The organism is Microbacterium sp. GW823-FHT02G05, from assembly GCF_058797175.1.
Genome location: NZ_JBXAJK010000001.1, coordinates 242,631 through 258,141, shown reverse-complemented (window position 1 = coordinate 258,141; position 15,511 = coordinate 242,631). Strand labels below are relative to the sequence as shown.

Here is a 15,511-nt window from a genome sequence, read left to right as displayed (position 1 = left end):
CGCAGCGGAACGGGCGGTGATGAGGCCGCCGTTAGACTGGAGTCCGATGCGCCGGCGCGTCATAGAGAGGTGTGATCGATGAATCTCGAAGGGCATGTTCAGGCCTACGCCGACCAACTGGGGCGACCGATCATCGTGTTCGACGTCGATCTCAACGTCGTCGCCTTCAGCGTGCATGATCGTGACGTCGACCACGCCCGGCTCGCGATCATCCTGTCGCACAAGGGCTCCTCGCGTGCGAAGGAGTCCATCCGCAAGTACCGCGTCGGCTATGCCGAGGGTCCTGTGCGCATCCCTCCGATCAATGGCGGCCAGGCCCGTCAGGTCGCGCCCGTCCGCCATGAGGGCCACCTCGTCGGATACATCTCGTCGACGATTCCGGAAGATCTGCTGCATCCGGATGTCGATGAGGATGCCGTGCTCGACAATGAGGCGACCCGCGAGGGGCGGGTGCAGATCGGTGTGATCCTGGCCGCCATGGCGCTCGGAATCCGCGAGGACGAGGACCGCAGTCTGCGCCTCGTGACGGGACTGCTCACGGGGGATGAGGGGCAGCGTGCCCGCGCCGCGGATGAACTGCTCACGGCGGCGCTCATCGCACCCGTGCCGCACTACACGGTCATCTCGATCCAGGCGCCGTCCGTCGCGGAGTCGAGTGCGGCGACCATGCGCCTCGTGCTCGATCGTGCGCTCGTCATGATCCCCGTCTTTCCGTCGCTCAAGGCTGTCGGTGCGGTCATCGAGGGTGAGGCCGTGCTCGTCGTGCCCTACGAAATCGACGCGAGCAAGCTCGGTGCGCTGCTCGAAGTGCAGGCGTTCTCGGGGTTGCGCGCGGGTGTCGGAGGGGCGCACGCGCCGCTCACGGATGCGTATCGCTCGCTGCGGGAGGCGCGGATCGCTGCGCGCGGCGCGGTGGTCGATCCCGGGCATGCGGGTGTGGCGCTCTGGGATGAGCTGGGATTGGATCGGATGCTGCTGCAGCTGCCGCTCACGGATCTCACCGTCGGCGATCTTCCGGTCTCTCTGCAGCGTCTGCTGACGGCGCAGTCGGGCCCGGATCTCGCCCAGACGCTGGAGGCGTATCTCGACTACGGCTGCGACGCCCAGCGCACGGCGCAGCAGTTGCATGTGCACCGCAGCACGCTCTACTACCGTCTGGATCGCGTGCGCGCGATCGCCGAGGTGGACCTCTCAGACGGGGCGGTGCGCCGCGAGATGCACACCGCACTGCGCATCGCGACGCTGGCCGGCCTGCGCTGAGCGCGGCATCCACTCGCACGCGGTGGAGCACTCCCGAATAATTGACTATATTGAATTGATGTGATCTGGCCGGCGCTGATGCCGAGCCCACGCCTGCGGAGGGAATCCCATGAACGCACTCCTGTCATCCGTCTCGGTCGACGCCGATCGCGGGCGTCCGATCCTCGACGCCGCGACCCGAGAGGTCATCGGTCACGCGCCGATCCAGACCGTCGGCGAACTCAACGCGGCCGTCGCCGCAGCGCAGGCTGCACAACCCGCATGGGCCGCGCTCGGCCACGCGGAGCGCTCACGCCTGCTGCGCCTGATCGCCGACGACATCGACGCGAGCGCGGTGGAGCTCGGCGAGATCATCACCCACGAACAGGGCAAGGTCGGCGGCGAAGGCGAGGCTCACGGCGCCGCACACTGGCTGCGCGCCGCGGCCGACATCGTGCTCGAACCGCAGGTGCTCGCGCAGGACGGTGACTCCCGTTCCGAGCTGCACTATGTGCCGCTCGGCGTCGTGGCTTCGATCGGCCCCTGGAACTTCCCGGTCATGATCGGCGTCTGGCACATCGCGCCCGCACTGCGCATGGGCAACGCCGTCGTCATCAAGCCCTCCGAGTACACGCCGCTGAGCGTGCTCGCCCTCGTCGAGATCTTCCGTCGGCACCTGCCCGAGGGGGTCATCACGGCGATCTCCGGCGACCGTGAGGTAGGTGCCGCCCTCGCCGCGCACCCCGACATCGCGAAGATCGTTTTCACGGGATCGACCGCGACCGGCCGACGTATCGTCGAGAGCTCGGCGAACAACCTCGCGCGCCTCACACTGGAGCTCGGCGGCAACGACGCCGGAATCGTCCTGCCGGGCACCGATGTCGACGCCGTCGCCGACAAGCTCTTCTGGGGCGCGTTCATGAACACGGGGCAGGTGTGCGCCGCGCTGAAGCGCGTCTACGTGCACGAGTCGGTGTACGAGCCGATGGTCGCCGCACTCGCCGAGCGAGCGGACGCCGCTCCCATGGGCTCGGGCCACGACAAGACCAATCGCCTCGGACCGGTGCAGAACCCCGACCAGTTCGCGATCGTCTCCCGTCTCGTCGAGGACGCACGCGAGCGCGGTGCGCGCATCGCCGCGGGCGGGGCGCCTGCCGCCGACCTCGGTCCGCTGTTCTACCGTCCGACGATCATCGCCGATGTCGAAGACGGCGCCGCGATCGTCGATGAGGAGCAGTTCGGCCCGGTTCTGCCCGTCATCAAGTACAGCGATGTCGACGATGCAGTGCGCCGCGCGAACGGTCTCGAGCAGGGGCTGGGGGCCTCGGTCTGGGGTCCGGATGCGGATGCCGCCGTCCAGGTGGCCGCGCGTCTGGAGGCCGGCACGGTCTGGATCAACCAGCACGGCGGCGTCGACCCCTCCATTCCCTTCGGCGGCACCAAGGCGTCGGGCTACGGCCTCGAGTTCGGAGTCGAAGGTCTCAAGGCGATGGCGGCCACCAAGGTCATCCGCCGCTGAACGGCGCGGAGGAACACAGAAGGGGCGGGCTTCGGGGGAGGCCCGCCCCTTCTGCGTTCATAACTCCTCTAAAACGGAGAGACGCATGAAGGGTGCCCGCGGAATTCCGCTGGCACCCTTCGCTGTGGCGATGTTTCCGGAGGAGTTGTGTACGCCTCGTCAGGCAGAGACCGCGACGCGCGCGCCGCGCAGCAGCTCCCAGAGCTCGGCTGCTTCGGCGGCATCCGCACCGACTCCGCGCCAGGCGACCTGCTGGTCCTGGCGCACGATCGTGACCGGGTGCGCGTAGGCCTCGGGCAGCAGCGAGGGTTCGACCTCGATGACACGGAACGGGATGCCCCGCTCTGCCGCCGTCGCCACCAGGGCTGCTGTGTCGGCTCCCGGCGTTGCGATGGCCGTGTACCCGGACGTGAACTGGTCGTACACCGAGGTGCCGTCCGCGAGCACGAAGTGCGGGGCCCGGCATCCGGGAACCGTCGACGGCGTGTACTCGCCCATCGAGTAGCCCGGCGCTTCCGCCCCGTCGTACGCGATGATCGGAGAGTCGTTGTACGCATAGCCGTAGTTGAGGCCCTGCGCGGCGAACTGCGGCACGTTGAGCGCGTACATGGCCTCGCCGTAAGCGCGGCGCGCGGCCTCGCCCTCGGGGGAGTCCTCCTCGAGGTTCTCCGGCAGCGAGGGCTTCGCGAGCTTCTGCTGGTGGTTCATCGCGAAGTGCGAGACCTGCTCGGTGATCGGGCGACGCTCTGACTCGTAGGCGTCCAGGATCGAGGCATCCGCCCAGCCGTTGAGGTGTGCGCCGAGCAGCCAGGTGAGGTTCAGCACATCCGCGATGCCCGCATTCATGCCGAAGCCCGCGAACGGCACCCACAGGTGGGTGGCGTCGCCGGCGATGAAGACGCGGTCCTTGCGGAAGCGGTCGGCGAGCAGACGACGAGCGACCCAGTCTTCCTTCGAGATCACCTCGTAGGAGAAATCGGCATCGACGCCGAGGATCGCCCGGATCGCGGCATCCCGATCCACCGAGTCGTTCTCGGCCTCTTCCGGCGAGAGGTAGGTGTGCACGAGGAAGACCTCTTCGCCGTCGATCGCGTAGACGTGACCGGAGCGGCGCGGGTTCGAGGTGTAGTAGCCCCAGGCCCGAGGCTCTTCCGCGGTCATCATGCCGTACAGCTCGGCGGAGCGGACGCAGGTGGACTGCACGTTCTGCAGCACCGGGTCGCCGCTGAGCTTCGAGCCGATCTGCTTGCGGACCTGCGAGCGTCCGCCGTCCGCGCCGATCACGTAGCGCCCGCGCAGGGTGCGTTCGTTCGTGCCGTCGAGGTCGGTCACGACGATGGCCGCGGAGTCCGCGTCCTGCGACACCGACACGAAGCTTGTGCGGTTCAGCAGCGTCACCCCGGGCGCCTCCGCCGCGTGACGGGCGAGAATCGGCTCGAGGAAGGTCTGGTTGATCCGCTGCGGCGGTTCGGGCGTCTGCCACGTCGTGTCCGGGCCCACCGTCGAGGTGTAGCGCTCGCCGCTCGCCGGGATCGGGATGCGCGAGAGCTCAGGGCCCGTGAGCGACGTGCGGAAGGCGACATCCTGCGGGTAGTCGCTCGGGAGACCGGATGCTCGCACCTCCGCGGCGAGGCCGAGGCGACGGAAGGCCTCCATGGTGCGCGAGGCGACGTGGTTGCACTTCACGTTCGGCGGCTCGAGGAACTCACGCTCCTCGACCACGATCGTCGAGATGCCGCGGGCGCTGAGGTCGAGCGCGGCGACGAGCCCGACCGGGCCCGCGCCGACGATGAGGACGTCGGCGTCGTACGCTGTGGCGGTCATCGTGCGATCGCCTCCACTTCGTCTGTATCGCGCAGCGGCTCACCGAGGTGGCGGAATCCGTAGGCGTCGAGAGTGGTCTCGCCGTTGCGCAGACGCTCCATGTAGACCTCTTCCTTCTCGGCGCGTTGGCGGGCGGCGTCGAGAACGCGGCCGTAGGCACGGGCGGGGAAGATGGCGACGCCGTCACGGTCCGCGACGACGATGTCACCGCGGCGGATCACACGGCCGCGGAGCGTCACCGGCAGGCCGACGGTTCCGGGCCACTGCTTGATGGTGCCGCGGATCGAGATCGACGTGCTGAATGCGGGGAAGTCCAGGGCGGCCATCTGCGCAGTGTCGCGGACGCCGCCGTCGATGATGAGACCGCGGATGCCTCTGGCCTGCGCGGCCACGGTCATCACCTCGCCCCAGTAGCCGAAGCGCGCGCCGCCGCCGTCGACGATGAGCACATCGCCCTCGCCGGCCTCGGCGATGCCGTGGTGCAGGGCCAGGTTGTCGCCGATCTGCGCCGAGACGGGGAATGCCCGTCCGACGATCGTCGCGCCCTCCCAGGAGGGGCGGAAGGCGGCGTCGAGGAAGCAGTCCAGGCCGGATGCCTCGTAGAGCGTCGCGCTGCCGAGGCGAAGGAGCTCGTCGACCTCGTTCTGGATGCTGACCTCGCTCATGCGTCGGCCCGCTGCAGGTCGTGGTAGCCGAACTGGGCGCGTGCCTCGGCGATCGTCGCGCCGTTCAGCGCGGCCTCGACGATCGACTCCTCACGGGCGTGGATCATCTCGGCGGTCGCGAGGATCTCGTTCTCGAGGTCCTGCGGGATCGCGACGACGCCATCGGAATCGCCGAGCAGAATGTCGCCGGGGCGCACGGTGACGCCGCCGATCGTGACGGGACCCTGCTCTTCTGCGACCTCGACGCGGTCTTTTCCGGTGCGCATGAAGCGCCCCCGGCTGAAGATCGGGTAACCCACCGAGAGTGCACGGTGGGTGTCGCGGCAGACGCCCTCGATGACGGTGCCGGCGATGCCACGGTGGTGGGCGACGGCGGTGAGGATGTCTCCCCACACCGTGCAGTCGACGCGGCCGTCGTTGTCGAGAACGACGACCTGGCCCGGCTCGACCTGGTCGATGAAGTCACCGACCGTGCCCGCCGGAACCTGCGCGCTGACGTAGCGGACGGTGAAGGCGCGGCCGACCATGTGCTGGTCGTCGGCGAGCGGGGCGATGCCGAGCAGGCTGCCGGGGCGGCCGTGCTTGTCGAGGGCGTCGGAGACGGTGGCGGTGCCGAGGGCGCCGAAGCGCGCGAGCAGGGTGTCGTTCATGGTGGTGCTTCTTACTCCGCGGTGACGGTGGGGAACTGGGAATCGTGCATGACTTCGCTGACGTCGCGGCCGCTACGGACGGCGTCGGCCATGAGCGCCTCGCGCTGAGCAATGCGCTGGGCGAGCTCGATCACGCGGACGGCATGATCGGCGGCCACGAAGACGACGCCATTGACGTCGGCGATCACATAGTCGAAGGAGGCGACGGAGACGCCGGCGATCTGGATGCGCTCGTCCATCGCCTGCTGCACGATGCGACCGCGCGCGCTCACCGGCACGGCCTGACGGGCGAAGAGCGGCAGCGAGAGCGCCTCGCTCTCCTGTACATCGCGGCAGGCGCCGTCGACGATGACGCCGGCGACGCCGCGCTGAGTGGCGGCCTCGGCGAGCAGGCCACCCCAGCACGAGACATCCGTGCGTCCGTGGTTGTCGATGACGACGACGTCATCGCTCTCGGAGATTGCGACGAGCGGGGTGGCGATGTGCGTTGCGGGTCCCGCTGCGGCCTTGGGGGCCGCCGTGACGGTGCGCACGCGCCCCGCCACGACGGATCCCACCGGCCACATGGGTGACAGAGCCGTCACGGCTCCCGGAAGGCCCAGGGTGTCGAGCGCATCCGAGATCGCACAGCTGTCGAGCGCGCGCAGCGCCGCAATGATCTCTGCCGGTGTTGCGGTCATCTCAGGCACGCCCCCAGGTGACGAAGCCCATCGCGTTGCCGGTGCCGGCTTCCGTGCGGTAGCAGGGCTCATAGTCGACGTTCGTGACCTGCAGGCCCACCTCGTCGGCGATGCCGGCGACGGCGATCCAGTTGCGCAGCTCCGAGGCGCCCGAGTGCATCTCGGATGCGGGAACCGACGACAGGTACTCGGCATCATGGTTCTTCATCGCTTCGATGAACTCGGTGTCGAGCTTCTCGTCGATCACGAAGTGGCTGAGGCCACCGGAGGCGACGACACCCACGCGCAGGTCACCGGGGAACGACTGGATCGCACGACCGACCGCGCGACCGAAGTCATAGCAGCGCTTGGCGCTCGGCGGGTTCGGCTCCCAGAACGTGTTGATGAAGATCGGCACCATGGGGATGGTCGAGTCCTCGCCCATGAAGCGCTGGTAGATGAAGCCGAAGCCGTGCGGGATCGAGTAGTTCTCGTAGCGGCCGGCCGGGATGATCTCGGTGGCGCCGGTGTCGAAGTCCTCGGCCTGCGTCGACTGGATGATGTGCTTGCCGAGCGCGCGGTGCGTCGGCCGCATGATCGTGTGGTCCGGCACATCGCCCATGGCGGCTTCGGCGAGGCCAGGGGCCATCTCGTCGAGCTGCTCCTGCGTGAACGGCACGTGTGCGACCTCGTCGCCCCAGAACACCGAGAACGGTGCGAGCCACTCGTCGCCGTAGGTCTCCTTGTGGTCGCTGGAGACGATCACGAGCACGTCGACGTCCTGCGCCTTGATGTACTCGGCGACGGCGTCCATCGAGCCCTGGCAGCTGTCCCAGCGGCGCTGCATCACGTCGTGCGTGATCTCGTGCGAGAAGTCCTCTCGCTCAGCGCGCAGTTCATCGAAGGTGTATGTGCCTCCGCGGAACTTGAGGCCCTTGCTGCGACGGTCTGCGGTGCCGCGAGTCTCCCAGGCCTCAGGCGGTGCGGCCTTGAGCTGGGGTCCGTGCGAGGTGCCGAATCCGGCGACGATCTCGGTCATGGTCGGTCCTTTCTCAGATGCTTCGGATGCTTAGAGGCGGAAAAGCGAGCGGGCGTTGTTCTCGAGGACGTCGGCGCGACTGTCGGCGTCGAGCCACTCGATGTCGTCGATGAGCAGGTGGATGTCGTCGAACCAGCGGCCCGTCTCCGGGTCGATCTGCGAGCCGGTTCCCGGCTTCTCCGAGCCGAAGAGCACGCGGTCGGTGCCGACGACCTTCATGAGCAGCTCCAGGCTCTCCTGCGTGTAGAGGCAGGAGTCGAAGTAGAGCTTGCGCAGCTTGTCGAGGTACGAGACCCCGGTGCGTACGACGGAGGGGAGGAAGCGACCCACCTGGTAGGGGATCGCGCCGCCACCGTGCGAGACGATGACCTTGAGGTCGGGGAAGTCCTGCAGCACCTGCGAGTTGATGAGGCTCCAGACGCCGACCGTCTCTTCCTGGATGAAGTGCAGGCTGTAGGGCTCTCGTGCCGGCGGCTTGCAGCTGGCGGAGTGCAGCAGCACGGGGACATCCAGCTCGCAGAGGGCCTCGTACACGGGGTACCAGTAGCGCTCGCCGAGTGCCGGCGGCGTCTCGGTGCCCTCGTGCGGGTCGCTGTTGAGCATGGCGCCGACGAAGCCCAGCTCGGTCACGGCGCGACGCAGCTCCTTGGTCCACTGCTCGGGCGTCAGATCCGGGCTCTGCGGCATGCCGGCGACGCCCTTGAAGCGTCCCGGGAAGAGCTCGGTGGTGCGGTGGATGATGTTGTTGGTCTCTTCGGTGAACCACTCGACGATCTTCGAGGGGCGCTCACTGTGCATCATGTGGAACGGACGCGGCGAGATCAGCTGCACGTCGATGCCTGCGCCGTCGATGTGCTGCATGTGCGATGCGTGGCCGAAGCTGGGGTGCGGCGCGTGATACGACTCGATGAGGGCGTCGTCACTGATGACCGGGGGCTTGCCGCCGTGCGATCCGCGGGCCGCGAGCAGCGAGGCCTTCCAGGCGTAGTAGCTGTCGGGAGCGGTCATGTGCGCGTGGGCATCGATGATCACGAGTGACTCCTTCGTCGTCGATAGGTCTGCGAACCTGTGATCCTGCGAGCCGTCCGCAACGACGGTCGAGGCTGATGGTTCGACGCTAGGTGAGGGTCACCTTCGTACGGATCGGCGTCCTGCGGGAATCTCCTTCGGGGCGTTCCGACACCGTGTCGGAAAGGCCGGATTCCTGCGGGTGGTGAGGGTGCAGGCCGCAAACTTTGGATAGAGTTCAAGAAAGGACTCTGTCCAAAGTAGACTTTTGGGGTGTTCATTCCGTGGCGCTCGCCGTCACCACCCATCACGCGAGAGGACGTCATGTCAGGAGCATCAGGTCGGATTGACAGAGCGCCCCGACGAGGCCTGCTGACCCTCATCGCCACTGTCGCGTGCGCGGCGATGACAGCATCGGCACTCATCCTTGGCGGCGCCGCACCGGCGCATGCGGCGCTCGCCTCGCCCGCTCCGCAGGAGGAGTTCATCTTCGAGAGCGCGTCGGGCACAGACTGGATCGTCCCGTCCGGCGTCAGCACCATCTATGTGGGTCTGCGTGGAGGGAACGGCGGGTCGACGATGCCGCAGATCGCCGCAGGCGTCGGCGACAACATGGTGGTGCGTGTCGCCGTGGCATCTGGCGACCGGATCACGGTCTACGCGGGCAAGAACGCCCAGCAGCGTGTGGCCGGTGCCGGGTACGCCGCGGGCGGTGCGGGCGGTGGCAGCAGTCTTGACGGCAAGAACGGCGGCGGCGGGGGCGGGGCTGCGGCCCTGCTCATCAACGGCACCGTGGCGGCGGTCGCCGGCGGCGGCGGTGGTGCGGGTGGCACCGGCGGCTCCGGCGCCGGTCATGGCGCGGGTGGTGCGGGTGGCAGCGTGAGCAGCGCCGGTCGCACCCCCGGAGTCAACGGCGGCGGAGCGCATCCCGGAGCCGGTGCGGGGCTGGCGACGGCCTCCGGGCGTGCCGGCGTGAACGGCGGCACCGCCCCCAACATCTCAGCGGGCGGCGGTGGCGGCGCGGGAGGCGGCGGCTGGCAGGGAGGGAAGGGCGGCGACGGTGGTCGCCGTGCCGCGCTCTTCCTCGCAGGCAACAGTGGCGGCGGCGGCGGCGCGGCCGGATCCAGCGCCGTGACCGGACTGGTCTCGGGCGTCACCCGAGTGACCGACGCTGAGACCCTGCCGACAGACATGCGCACCTACCGCGGACCCGTGGCCGAGGCCGGAACGGTGAAGATCGTGATCCCTCGGCCGGTTGAGGTGCAGATCATGACCAGCTCGACCGTGTCGCCACAGCAGTGGCCTTCCGTGGCTTTCCGTTCGACGATCACGGGCGGGCCGAAGGCGGGAGAGGCGGTGTACGGGCGTGTCACTCTCACCCTGGACGGCGCCGGCCAGGGCACCTACGGCGACGTCGACACCGTGTGGTCGCGGGGCGCCGACGGAAAGTACTCCTATGGGCCCATGTACCGCACGCTCCCACGTCTCGCGCTGGGGACGCACACGTACGTGGCCACGTATGTCGGAGGCAAGAAAGCACAGGACTACGCCTACCCTGAAGAGCGGGCCACAGCGACGGCCGTTGTCAGGTCGCTGGCTGACCTCACCGGCACCGTGTCCATCGGGGGCACGCCCGCCGTCGGAGAGACGCTGACGGTCGATGCATCCGGGATCACCTCGCCTGCGCCTCTCGGGGCGCTGAGCTACCAGTGGCAACGCAACGACCGGGCGATCCCGGGCGCGACCGGCGCGAGCTACACCCTCACTCCGGATGATGTCGGGGGAACTCTCAGCGTGCGCGTGGGGTCTCAGAACTACTGGGACAAACTCACCACGCGCGGTGTCAAGATCGTGCAGACGCCTGTTCTCACTCTGACGACCGATCCGGCGGGTTCGCTGGTGCTCCCGGACGACCTTGAGGTGAGTGCCACTCTCGCAGCACCCGGTCTGCCCGCGGATGGCAACTCCGTCGAGCTGCTGGTCGACGGAGTGCCCGTCGATTCGGATGCGACGCGCGGCGGTCTCTCCACGTTCACGCTGACCGATCTGGCGCCGGGAAGTCACACGCTTACTGCCACCTACGGCGGCGCCTCCGGCTATGCGGCCGTGACGTCCGCTCCGGTGGCAGTGACCGTCGGGCTCGCAGCGCAGACGATGCAACTGCACGGGGTGGACGACACGTTTGAGGTCGGAGACGAGTTCCAGCTCTCGGTCTCCGGAGCATCCGGAACCGGACAAGTGGAATATGAGGCAAGCGACCCGTCTGCCGTATCGATCGACGTGACAGGCCTCGTCACCCTGCGCTCGGTGGGGGTTTTCACCATCACCGCGGTGAAGCGCGCAGACGCGACCTATGCCGAAACCAGCGCTTCGCACGCTTTCGCGGTGGTGACCCCGAGCGCTGTTCCGGCGCCGTCGCCCGTGGGCATTGCTGGAGCGGCCGTCGTGCTGAACGGTGCACCATTCGTGTACACGGGTGCCCCGATTCAGCCCGGTATCGCGTCGGTGACGCTGGGCGACGGAACCGTGCTCGAAACGGGCGACTACACAGTCGCCTACAGCTCGAACACCACCGACGCCGGTGTGGGCAGCGTCACGATCACCGGCCAGCGTGGGTACACGGGCACGGCCGTGCAGACGTTCGTGATCGCGCCGCAGCCCGTCACGATCACGGCCGATGATGAGGTGATGGTGCACGGCGAGGGGATGCCCTCGCTGGATTGGGATGCGGATCCCGCCCTCGCCCCGGGTGATGCTCTTGCGGGAGCGCTCGCGGCGGTCGGGCCGCGCTCCCTGACCCCGGTCGGTTCGTACGACATCACGCAGGGCACTCTCGATCTGTCGAACCCGAACTACGCCTTCACCTTCGTGCCGGGCACATTCGTGGTTGCTCCGGCGCGCGAGGTTGCTGAACTCGAGGCGCTCATGCATCTGATTCCGAACCCGGTGACGACTCTCGATGAGGCTGATCTGGTTGCGCAGGCAACCACCCTCTACGCCGCGCTGACCCCGCCGAATGCAGCTCAGGTGGCGCCGGCGTTGCTCACTGCGCTGGATGCTGCCCAGCAGCAGGCAGGGCCGGTGAACCAGAACGATCTCGAAGACGGCGTCGAATCGGCGAGTGAGGAGTTGGCTGCGAACTGGAACATCCGGATGCTTGTCACACCGCGCACCTGGGATGGCTCGCCGGCCACGTACTCGCGGGTGGCCGGTGCGCTTGCGCCGTCGAACCAGCTCGCGCTTGCTCTCTACGACCTCAGCTTCGTCGACACACTCACTGGTCAGCCCTGGCAGCCGCAGAGCCCGGTGACGATCGAGTTCACACGGGCACCGCTTGACGGCTGGGAAACGATCGGCCTTGTGCGCGAAGCCTCAGAGGGCGTGCTGGAACAGGTTCCGGCGATCGTGAAGAGCGGAACGGTCACTTTTGCGACGTCGACGTTCGGGCTCTACGCCGTGACGGCGCAGTATGAGACCGCCACCGCGGAGCCGGGCGGGGACGGAGGCGACGGTGGGGGAGAGAACCCGGGCGCGAGGCCGGACGGCGCCGGTGCCGGGCAGGCGCTCGCTGCAACCGGTGCAGAGGCCCCGCCGCTTTCCTGGACCGTCTTCAGCGTGCTCGCCCTGATCGTGGGCGCCGGGCTCCTCTGGGGCGGTCGCCGCAGGGCTGTCTGACCCGACATTCGCCGGCGCACGACAAAGGAGGCGAGCCGACCCCCTCGGCGCAGCTCGCCTCCTTGTGCCCGCAGGCTGGGTTCAGCCCGAGATCGTGGGCAGTGTGATCCACTGCCAGTAGGTGAACTCGTCGAGGTTCCAGTGACCGCCGTGGCGGCCGCCGTTTCCGGAGGCGCCGATTCCGCCCATCGGGATGTGCGCGGCGTCGTAGATCGTCTGCCCGTTCACGGCGACCATGCCGGCGTGCAGACGGGAGGCGAAGCCGAGGGCGCGCGCGGTGTCGCGGGTATGGATCGCGGCGGAGAGGCCGTAGGCGCTGGCGTTGGCGAGCGCGAGGGCCTCCTCCTCAGTGGAGAAGCGCGTCACCGGGGCGACGGGGCCGAAGATCTCGCTCTGGAAGGCGGGGTTGTCGATCCCGACGCCGTCGAGCACGGTCGGGGCGAAGAAGACGCCGTCGTGCGTGCCGCCCTGCACGACGGTTGCGCCGTCGGCGACAGCGGCGTCCACGATGCCCTGTACGCGCTCTGCCTGCGGCACGTTGATGAGCGGTCCGAGCGTCGTGCCTTCGGCCAGCGGATCGCCGAGACGCATGGCGGCCGCGGCCGCCCGCAGACGTTCGACGTACTCGTCGGCGACGCTCTCATGCACGAGATGGCGGCCGGTGGCCATGCAGATCTGGCCCTGGTGGCGGAAGGAGCCGCCGACGCCCGCGGCGACGGCCTTGTCGAGATCGGCATCGGCCATGACGATGAAGGCGTTGTTGCCGCCGAGTTCGAGGATGACGCGCTTGAGCAGGCCTCCGGCAACCTCGCCGACGCGCTTGCCTGCGGCGGAAGATCCTGTGAAGGAGATGACGTTCGTGTGCGGGGAGCGCACGACGGCTTCGCCGGTCTCGGGGCCGCCCGGAAGAATGTGCAGCACACCGGCAGGGAGGCCCGCGCGCTCGAAGATCTCGGCGATCACGGCGCCGCCGGAGAGCGCCGTCTTGACGTCGGGCTTCACGATGACGGCGTTGCCGAGAGCGATCGCCGGCGCGACCGAGCGCATCGCGAGCATGAACGGAGCGTTCCAGGGCGCGATGACTCCGACGACGCCGACCGGGATACGGCGGGCGATGCCGATCGTTGTGGGATCCTCGACCGGCAGGATGTCGCCCTGCGACATCGTCACGAGCCCTGCGGCCTCGCGCAGCTCGTCGATGACCTTCTCGACCTCGTGGTGGGCCTTGCCGGGGAGGGATCCACTCTCGCGGACGAGCACGCGCTCCACGTCGGCGCGAATCTCCTCCAGTGCGTTCGCGGCCTTGCGCAGGACCTCGGCGCGCACACGGTAGGACGCGGCACCCCATGCCTTCTGTGCTTCGATGGCGCGCAGCCCCGCGCGTTCGACATCGGCCTCATCGGCGATGCCGATCGTTCCGACCGCGGTGCCGTCACCGGGGGAGGTCACGTCGAGCGTGCCGCCGCCGCCGGGGCGCCATCCGTCGGAGTAGATTCCGCCGTCGGCTGGTTTCAGGTCCCACCGCTCCATCGCAGTCCTCGACAATCCGTGCTGGGCGCGCTCGTGCGCGAAGTCACACCGATGCTATCCGCGGGGTGCGGAGCCGACATCCGCCGCGTCGCCGCAAACCGGCGTAGGAGGATCCGACACCGTGTCGAGTGTGCAGGGTCAGATGCTGCATCCGATCTGCGTGACGGCGAGGTTGTTGACCCAGATGTCATCGTTGACGTCGGCCGTGGGCAGCAGCGTGAATCGGTAGCGGAGAGTGACGGTCTCGGTCAGTGGCGCGACGAAGTTCGTGCTGTAGGGGAGCGGGCTGGTCTCCCAGGTGTACTGCGTCGTGTGGTCGGCGATGTTGTCGGGGTAGGGGTTTCCATCGCTCGTGTGCACGGCGACGAGCTTCTGAGCCCCCGCGGAAGAGACGACGTCGACCCAGACATTCTGACGGCTGACGCCAAGGGGGCTGTTCCCGGCTCCGACCTGCACGGTGGCACTGATGTTGTACGAGGCGCCTGCGCGTGCGTCGAAGGTGAACGTCGCCGTCACGACGGCGTCCTGTGTGTCCGAGGCATTGTTGTCCCAGGAGCGGAAACCGTTCGTCCCGAACCACCCGGTCTGATTCTCGTCGGTCTTGAGGGTGCCGGATGTGGCCGACCAGGAGCCGGGACTGATAGTCAGAGCCGTGCCGTTGTCGGCGGCATTGCACGATGCGGTGGAGGTGGATGCTGCGGCGAGAGGTGTCGCGATGGCGGTGGCGATGATCGGCACGGACCATGCTCCGGCGCGGAGGATCGTTCGTCGGCCGAGAGCGTGTGCAGTGGTCGGGGCGGTGGGCGCGGGCATGGGAGCTCCTCACGTTCGGGGTGCGCGAAGGCAGCTGTTCCGCGCGGAAGGCGTTCGCCATCGGGCATGGGAGCGCTCCCATGGAGAATATCGGATGCGATTGCTCCCGACAAGGCCCACTTCAGATCACGCGAGGAGGAAGGCCACGGCAATGGCGCCGATCAGGATGATCGCTGCGCGCAGTAGCCAGGCCGGCAGGCGTCGGCCGATCGCCGAGCCGATCGCGGAGCCGAGCAGAGAGCCCGCCGCGATGACGCCGATCGCGACCCATGGCAGGGCCATGTGCAGAACGAAGACGATCGTCGCCACCCAGCCTGCGACGGTCTGCAGCACGTTCTTGATGGCGTTGATGCGCTGCAGGTCCTCGCGCATCGTCAGGTCGAGGATGCCGACGATCAGCACGCCCTGCGCCGCGCCGAAGTAGCCGCCATACGCGCCGGTGAGAAGCGTGAGGGGCGTGCGCAGCCAGGCCGGGGCGAGCGGCGGGTGGCCCGCCTCCTGTGATGCACGTCGATTCAGGATCGGCTGGATCGCGACGAGGATGCACCCGACGATGATGAGTGCCGGCGCGACGAGACGGAAGATCGATGCGGGCAGAGCGAGCAGTGCGAGCGCGCCGGCCACCGCGCCGACGATCGTGACGGCGATGAGGGGCAGGAGGATGCGTCGTGTGCCGACGAGTTCGCGTCGGTAGCCGACGACGCCGCCAACGTTGCCGATCGCGAGGCCGACCGTGTTGGCGACGTTCGCGTTCACGGGCGGGACCCCCAACGCCAGGAGCGTGGGGAAGGTGATGAGGCTCCCGGATCCGACGACCGTGTTGATGATGCCGGCGCCGATCGCGGCCAGGGCGAGCAGGCTGACGCCGAGAGGGCTGAGGAGATCCATGG

The 15,511-nt window shown here is 68.4% G+C and carries 12 protein-coding genes; 3 read left to right on the top strand and 9 right to left on the bottom strand.

Features of this window, described 5'->3' with window-relative positions; translation table 11 throughout:
- The first annotated feature begins 78 nt into the window (after positions 1-78).
- Entirely contained in the window at positions 79-1,260 is a 1,182-nt protein-coding gene (locus AC1REM_RS01265) for a PucR family transcriptional regulator (RefSeq protein ID WP_492512941.1), read from the top strand.
- A 109-nt stretch (positions 1,261-1,369) separates the two neighbouring features.
- Positions 1,370-2,758 carry an aldehyde dehydrogenase family protein gene (locus AC1REM_RS01260; RefSeq protein WP_492512940.1) on the top strand — a complete coding sequence of 463 codons (1,389 nt, stop codon included), beginning with the start codon at positions 1,370-1,372 and terminating at the stop codon, positions 2,756-2,758.
- 159 nt (positions 2,759-2,917) lie between these two features.
- Here the strand turns inward: AC1REM_RS01260 and AC1REM_RS01255 are convergent, their stop codons facing one another.
- From AC1REM_RS01255 to AC1REM_RS01230, 6 genes are read right to left on the bottom strand one after another with little or no spacing between them, the layout of a single operon-like run.
- The gene (locus AC1REM_RS01255) at positions 2,918-4,582 is read right to left on the bottom strand and encodes an FAD-dependent oxidoreductase (protein ID WP_492512939.1); all 1,665 of its coding nucleotides are present in this window, start codon (positions 4,580-4,582) and stop codon (positions 2,918-2,920) included.
- The gene (locus AC1REM_RS01250; protein WP_492512938.1) at positions 4,579-5,247 is read right to left on the bottom strand and encodes a 4-carboxy-4-hydroxy-2-oxoadipate aldolase/oxaloacetate decarboxylase; all 669 of its coding nucleotides are present in this window, start codon (positions 5,245-5,247) and stop codon (positions 4,579-4,581) included. The genes AC1REM_RS01255 and AC1REM_RS01250 overlap by 4 nt, the downstream gene beginning before the upstream one ends.
- Positions 5,244-5,897: an RraA family protein gene (locus tag AC1REM_RS01245; RefSeq protein WP_492512937.1), complete on the bottom strand. Its 654-nt coding sequence runs from the start codon at positions 5,895-5,897 to the stop codon at positions 5,244-5,246. Before AC1REM_RS01245 ends, AC1REM_RS01250 begins: the two co-directional genes overlap by 4 nt.
- A gap of 11 nt (positions 5,898-5,908) precedes the next feature.
- A complete protein-coding gene (locus tag AC1REM_RS01240; protein WP_492514460.1) occupies positions 5,909-6,577 on the bottom strand; it encodes an RraA family protein in 669 nt (222 codons plus the stop codon).
- 1 nt (position 6,578) lies between these two features.
- On the bottom strand, positions 6,579-7,595 hold the full coding sequence (locus AC1REM_RS01235; protein WP_204938233.1) for a DODA-type extradiol aromatic ring-opening family dioxygenase: 1,017 nt from the start codon (positions 7,593-7,595) through the stop codon (positions 6,579-6,581).
- Between the two features lie 30 nt (positions 7,596-7,625).
- Complete coding sequence (locus AC1REM_RS01230) at positions 7,626-8,627, bottom strand: amidohydrolase family protein (RefSeq protein ID WP_204938232.1); 1,002 nt, start codon at positions 8,625-8,627, stop codon at positions 7,626-7,628.
- Positions 8,628-9,008: 381 nt separating this feature from the next.
- Here AC1REM_RS01230 and AC1REM_RS01225 point away from each other — a divergent pair, with 381 nt between their 5' ends.
- The gene (locus AC1REM_RS01225; RefSeq protein ID WP_492512936.1) at positions 9,009-12,278 is read left to right on the top strand and encodes an MBG domain-containing protein; all 3,270 of its coding nucleotides are present in this window, start codon (positions 9,009-9,011) and stop codon (positions 12,276-12,278) included.
- An 81-nt stretch (positions 12,279-12,359) separates the two neighbouring features.
- On the opposite strand, the gene AC1REM_RS01220 is transcribed toward AC1REM_RS01225, so the two are convergent.
- From AC1REM_RS01220 to AC1REM_RS01210, 3 genes are all read right to left on the bottom strand, one after another.
- Positions 12,360-13,808 carry an aldehyde dehydrogenase family protein gene (locus AC1REM_RS01220; protein WP_492512935.1) on the bottom strand — a complete coding sequence of 483 codons (1,449 nt, stop codon included), beginning with the start codon at positions 13,806-13,808 and terminating at the stop codon, positions 12,360-12,362.
- A gap of 138 nt (positions 13,809-13,946) precedes the next feature.
- Complete coding sequence (locus AC1REM_RS01215; protein WP_492512934.1) at positions 13,947-14,621, bottom strand: hypothetical protein; 675 nt, start codon at positions 14,619-14,621, stop codon at positions 13,947-13,949.
- A gap of 126 nt (positions 14,622-14,747) precedes the next feature.
- Positions 14,748-15,509, bottom strand: a complete 762-nt coding sequence (locus AC1REM_RS01210) for a sulfite exporter TauE/SafE family protein (protein ID WP_492512933.1) — start codon at positions 15,507-15,509, stop codon at positions 14,748-14,750.
- Positions 15,510-15,511 lie beyond the last annotated feature (2 nt).

Coding starts and splice junctions, on each gene's coding strand:
- AC1REM_RS01265 (WP_492512941.1), top strand. CDS start 79: ATGAATCTCGAAGGGCATGTTCAGGCCTACGCCGACCAACTGGGGCGA.
- AC1REM_RS01260 (WP_492512940.1), top strand. CDS start 1,370: ATGAACGCACTCCTGTCATCCGTCTCGGTCGACGCCGATCGCGGGCGT.
- AC1REM_RS01255 (WP_492512939.1), bottom strand. CDS start 4,582: ATGACCGCCACAGCGTACGACGCCGACGTCCTCATCGTCGGCGCGGGC.
- AC1REM_RS01250 (WP_492512938.1), bottom strand. CDS start 5,247: ATGAGCGAGGTCAGCATCCAGAACGAGGTCGACGAGCTCCTTCGCCTC.
- AC1REM_RS01245 (WP_492512937.1), bottom strand. CDS start 5,897: ATGAACGACACCCTGCTCGCGCGCTTCGGCGCCCTCGGCACCGCCACC.
- AC1REM_RS01240 (WP_492514460.1), bottom strand. CDS start 6,577: ATGACCGCAACACCGGCAGAGATCATTGCGGCGCTGCGCGCGCTCGAC.
- AC1REM_RS01235 (WP_204938233.1), bottom strand. CDS start 7,595: ATGACCGAGATCGTCGCCGGATTCGGCACCTCGCACGGACCCCAGCTC.
- AC1REM_RS01225 (WP_492512936.1), top strand. CDS start 9,009: ATGACAGCATCGGCACTCATCCTTGGCGGCGCCGCACCGGCGCATGCG.
- AC1REM_RS01220 (WP_492512935.1), bottom strand. CDS start 13,808: ATGGAGCGGTGGGACCTGAAACCAGCCGACGGCGGAATCTACTCCGAC.
- AC1REM_RS01215 (WP_492512934.1), bottom strand. CDS start 14,621: ATGCCCGCGCCCACCGCCCCGACCACTGCACACGCTCTCGGCCGACGA.
- AC1REM_RS01210 (WP_492512933.1), bottom strand. CDS start 15,509: ATGGATCTCCTCAGCCCTCTCGGCGTCAGCCTGCTCGCCCTGGCCGCG.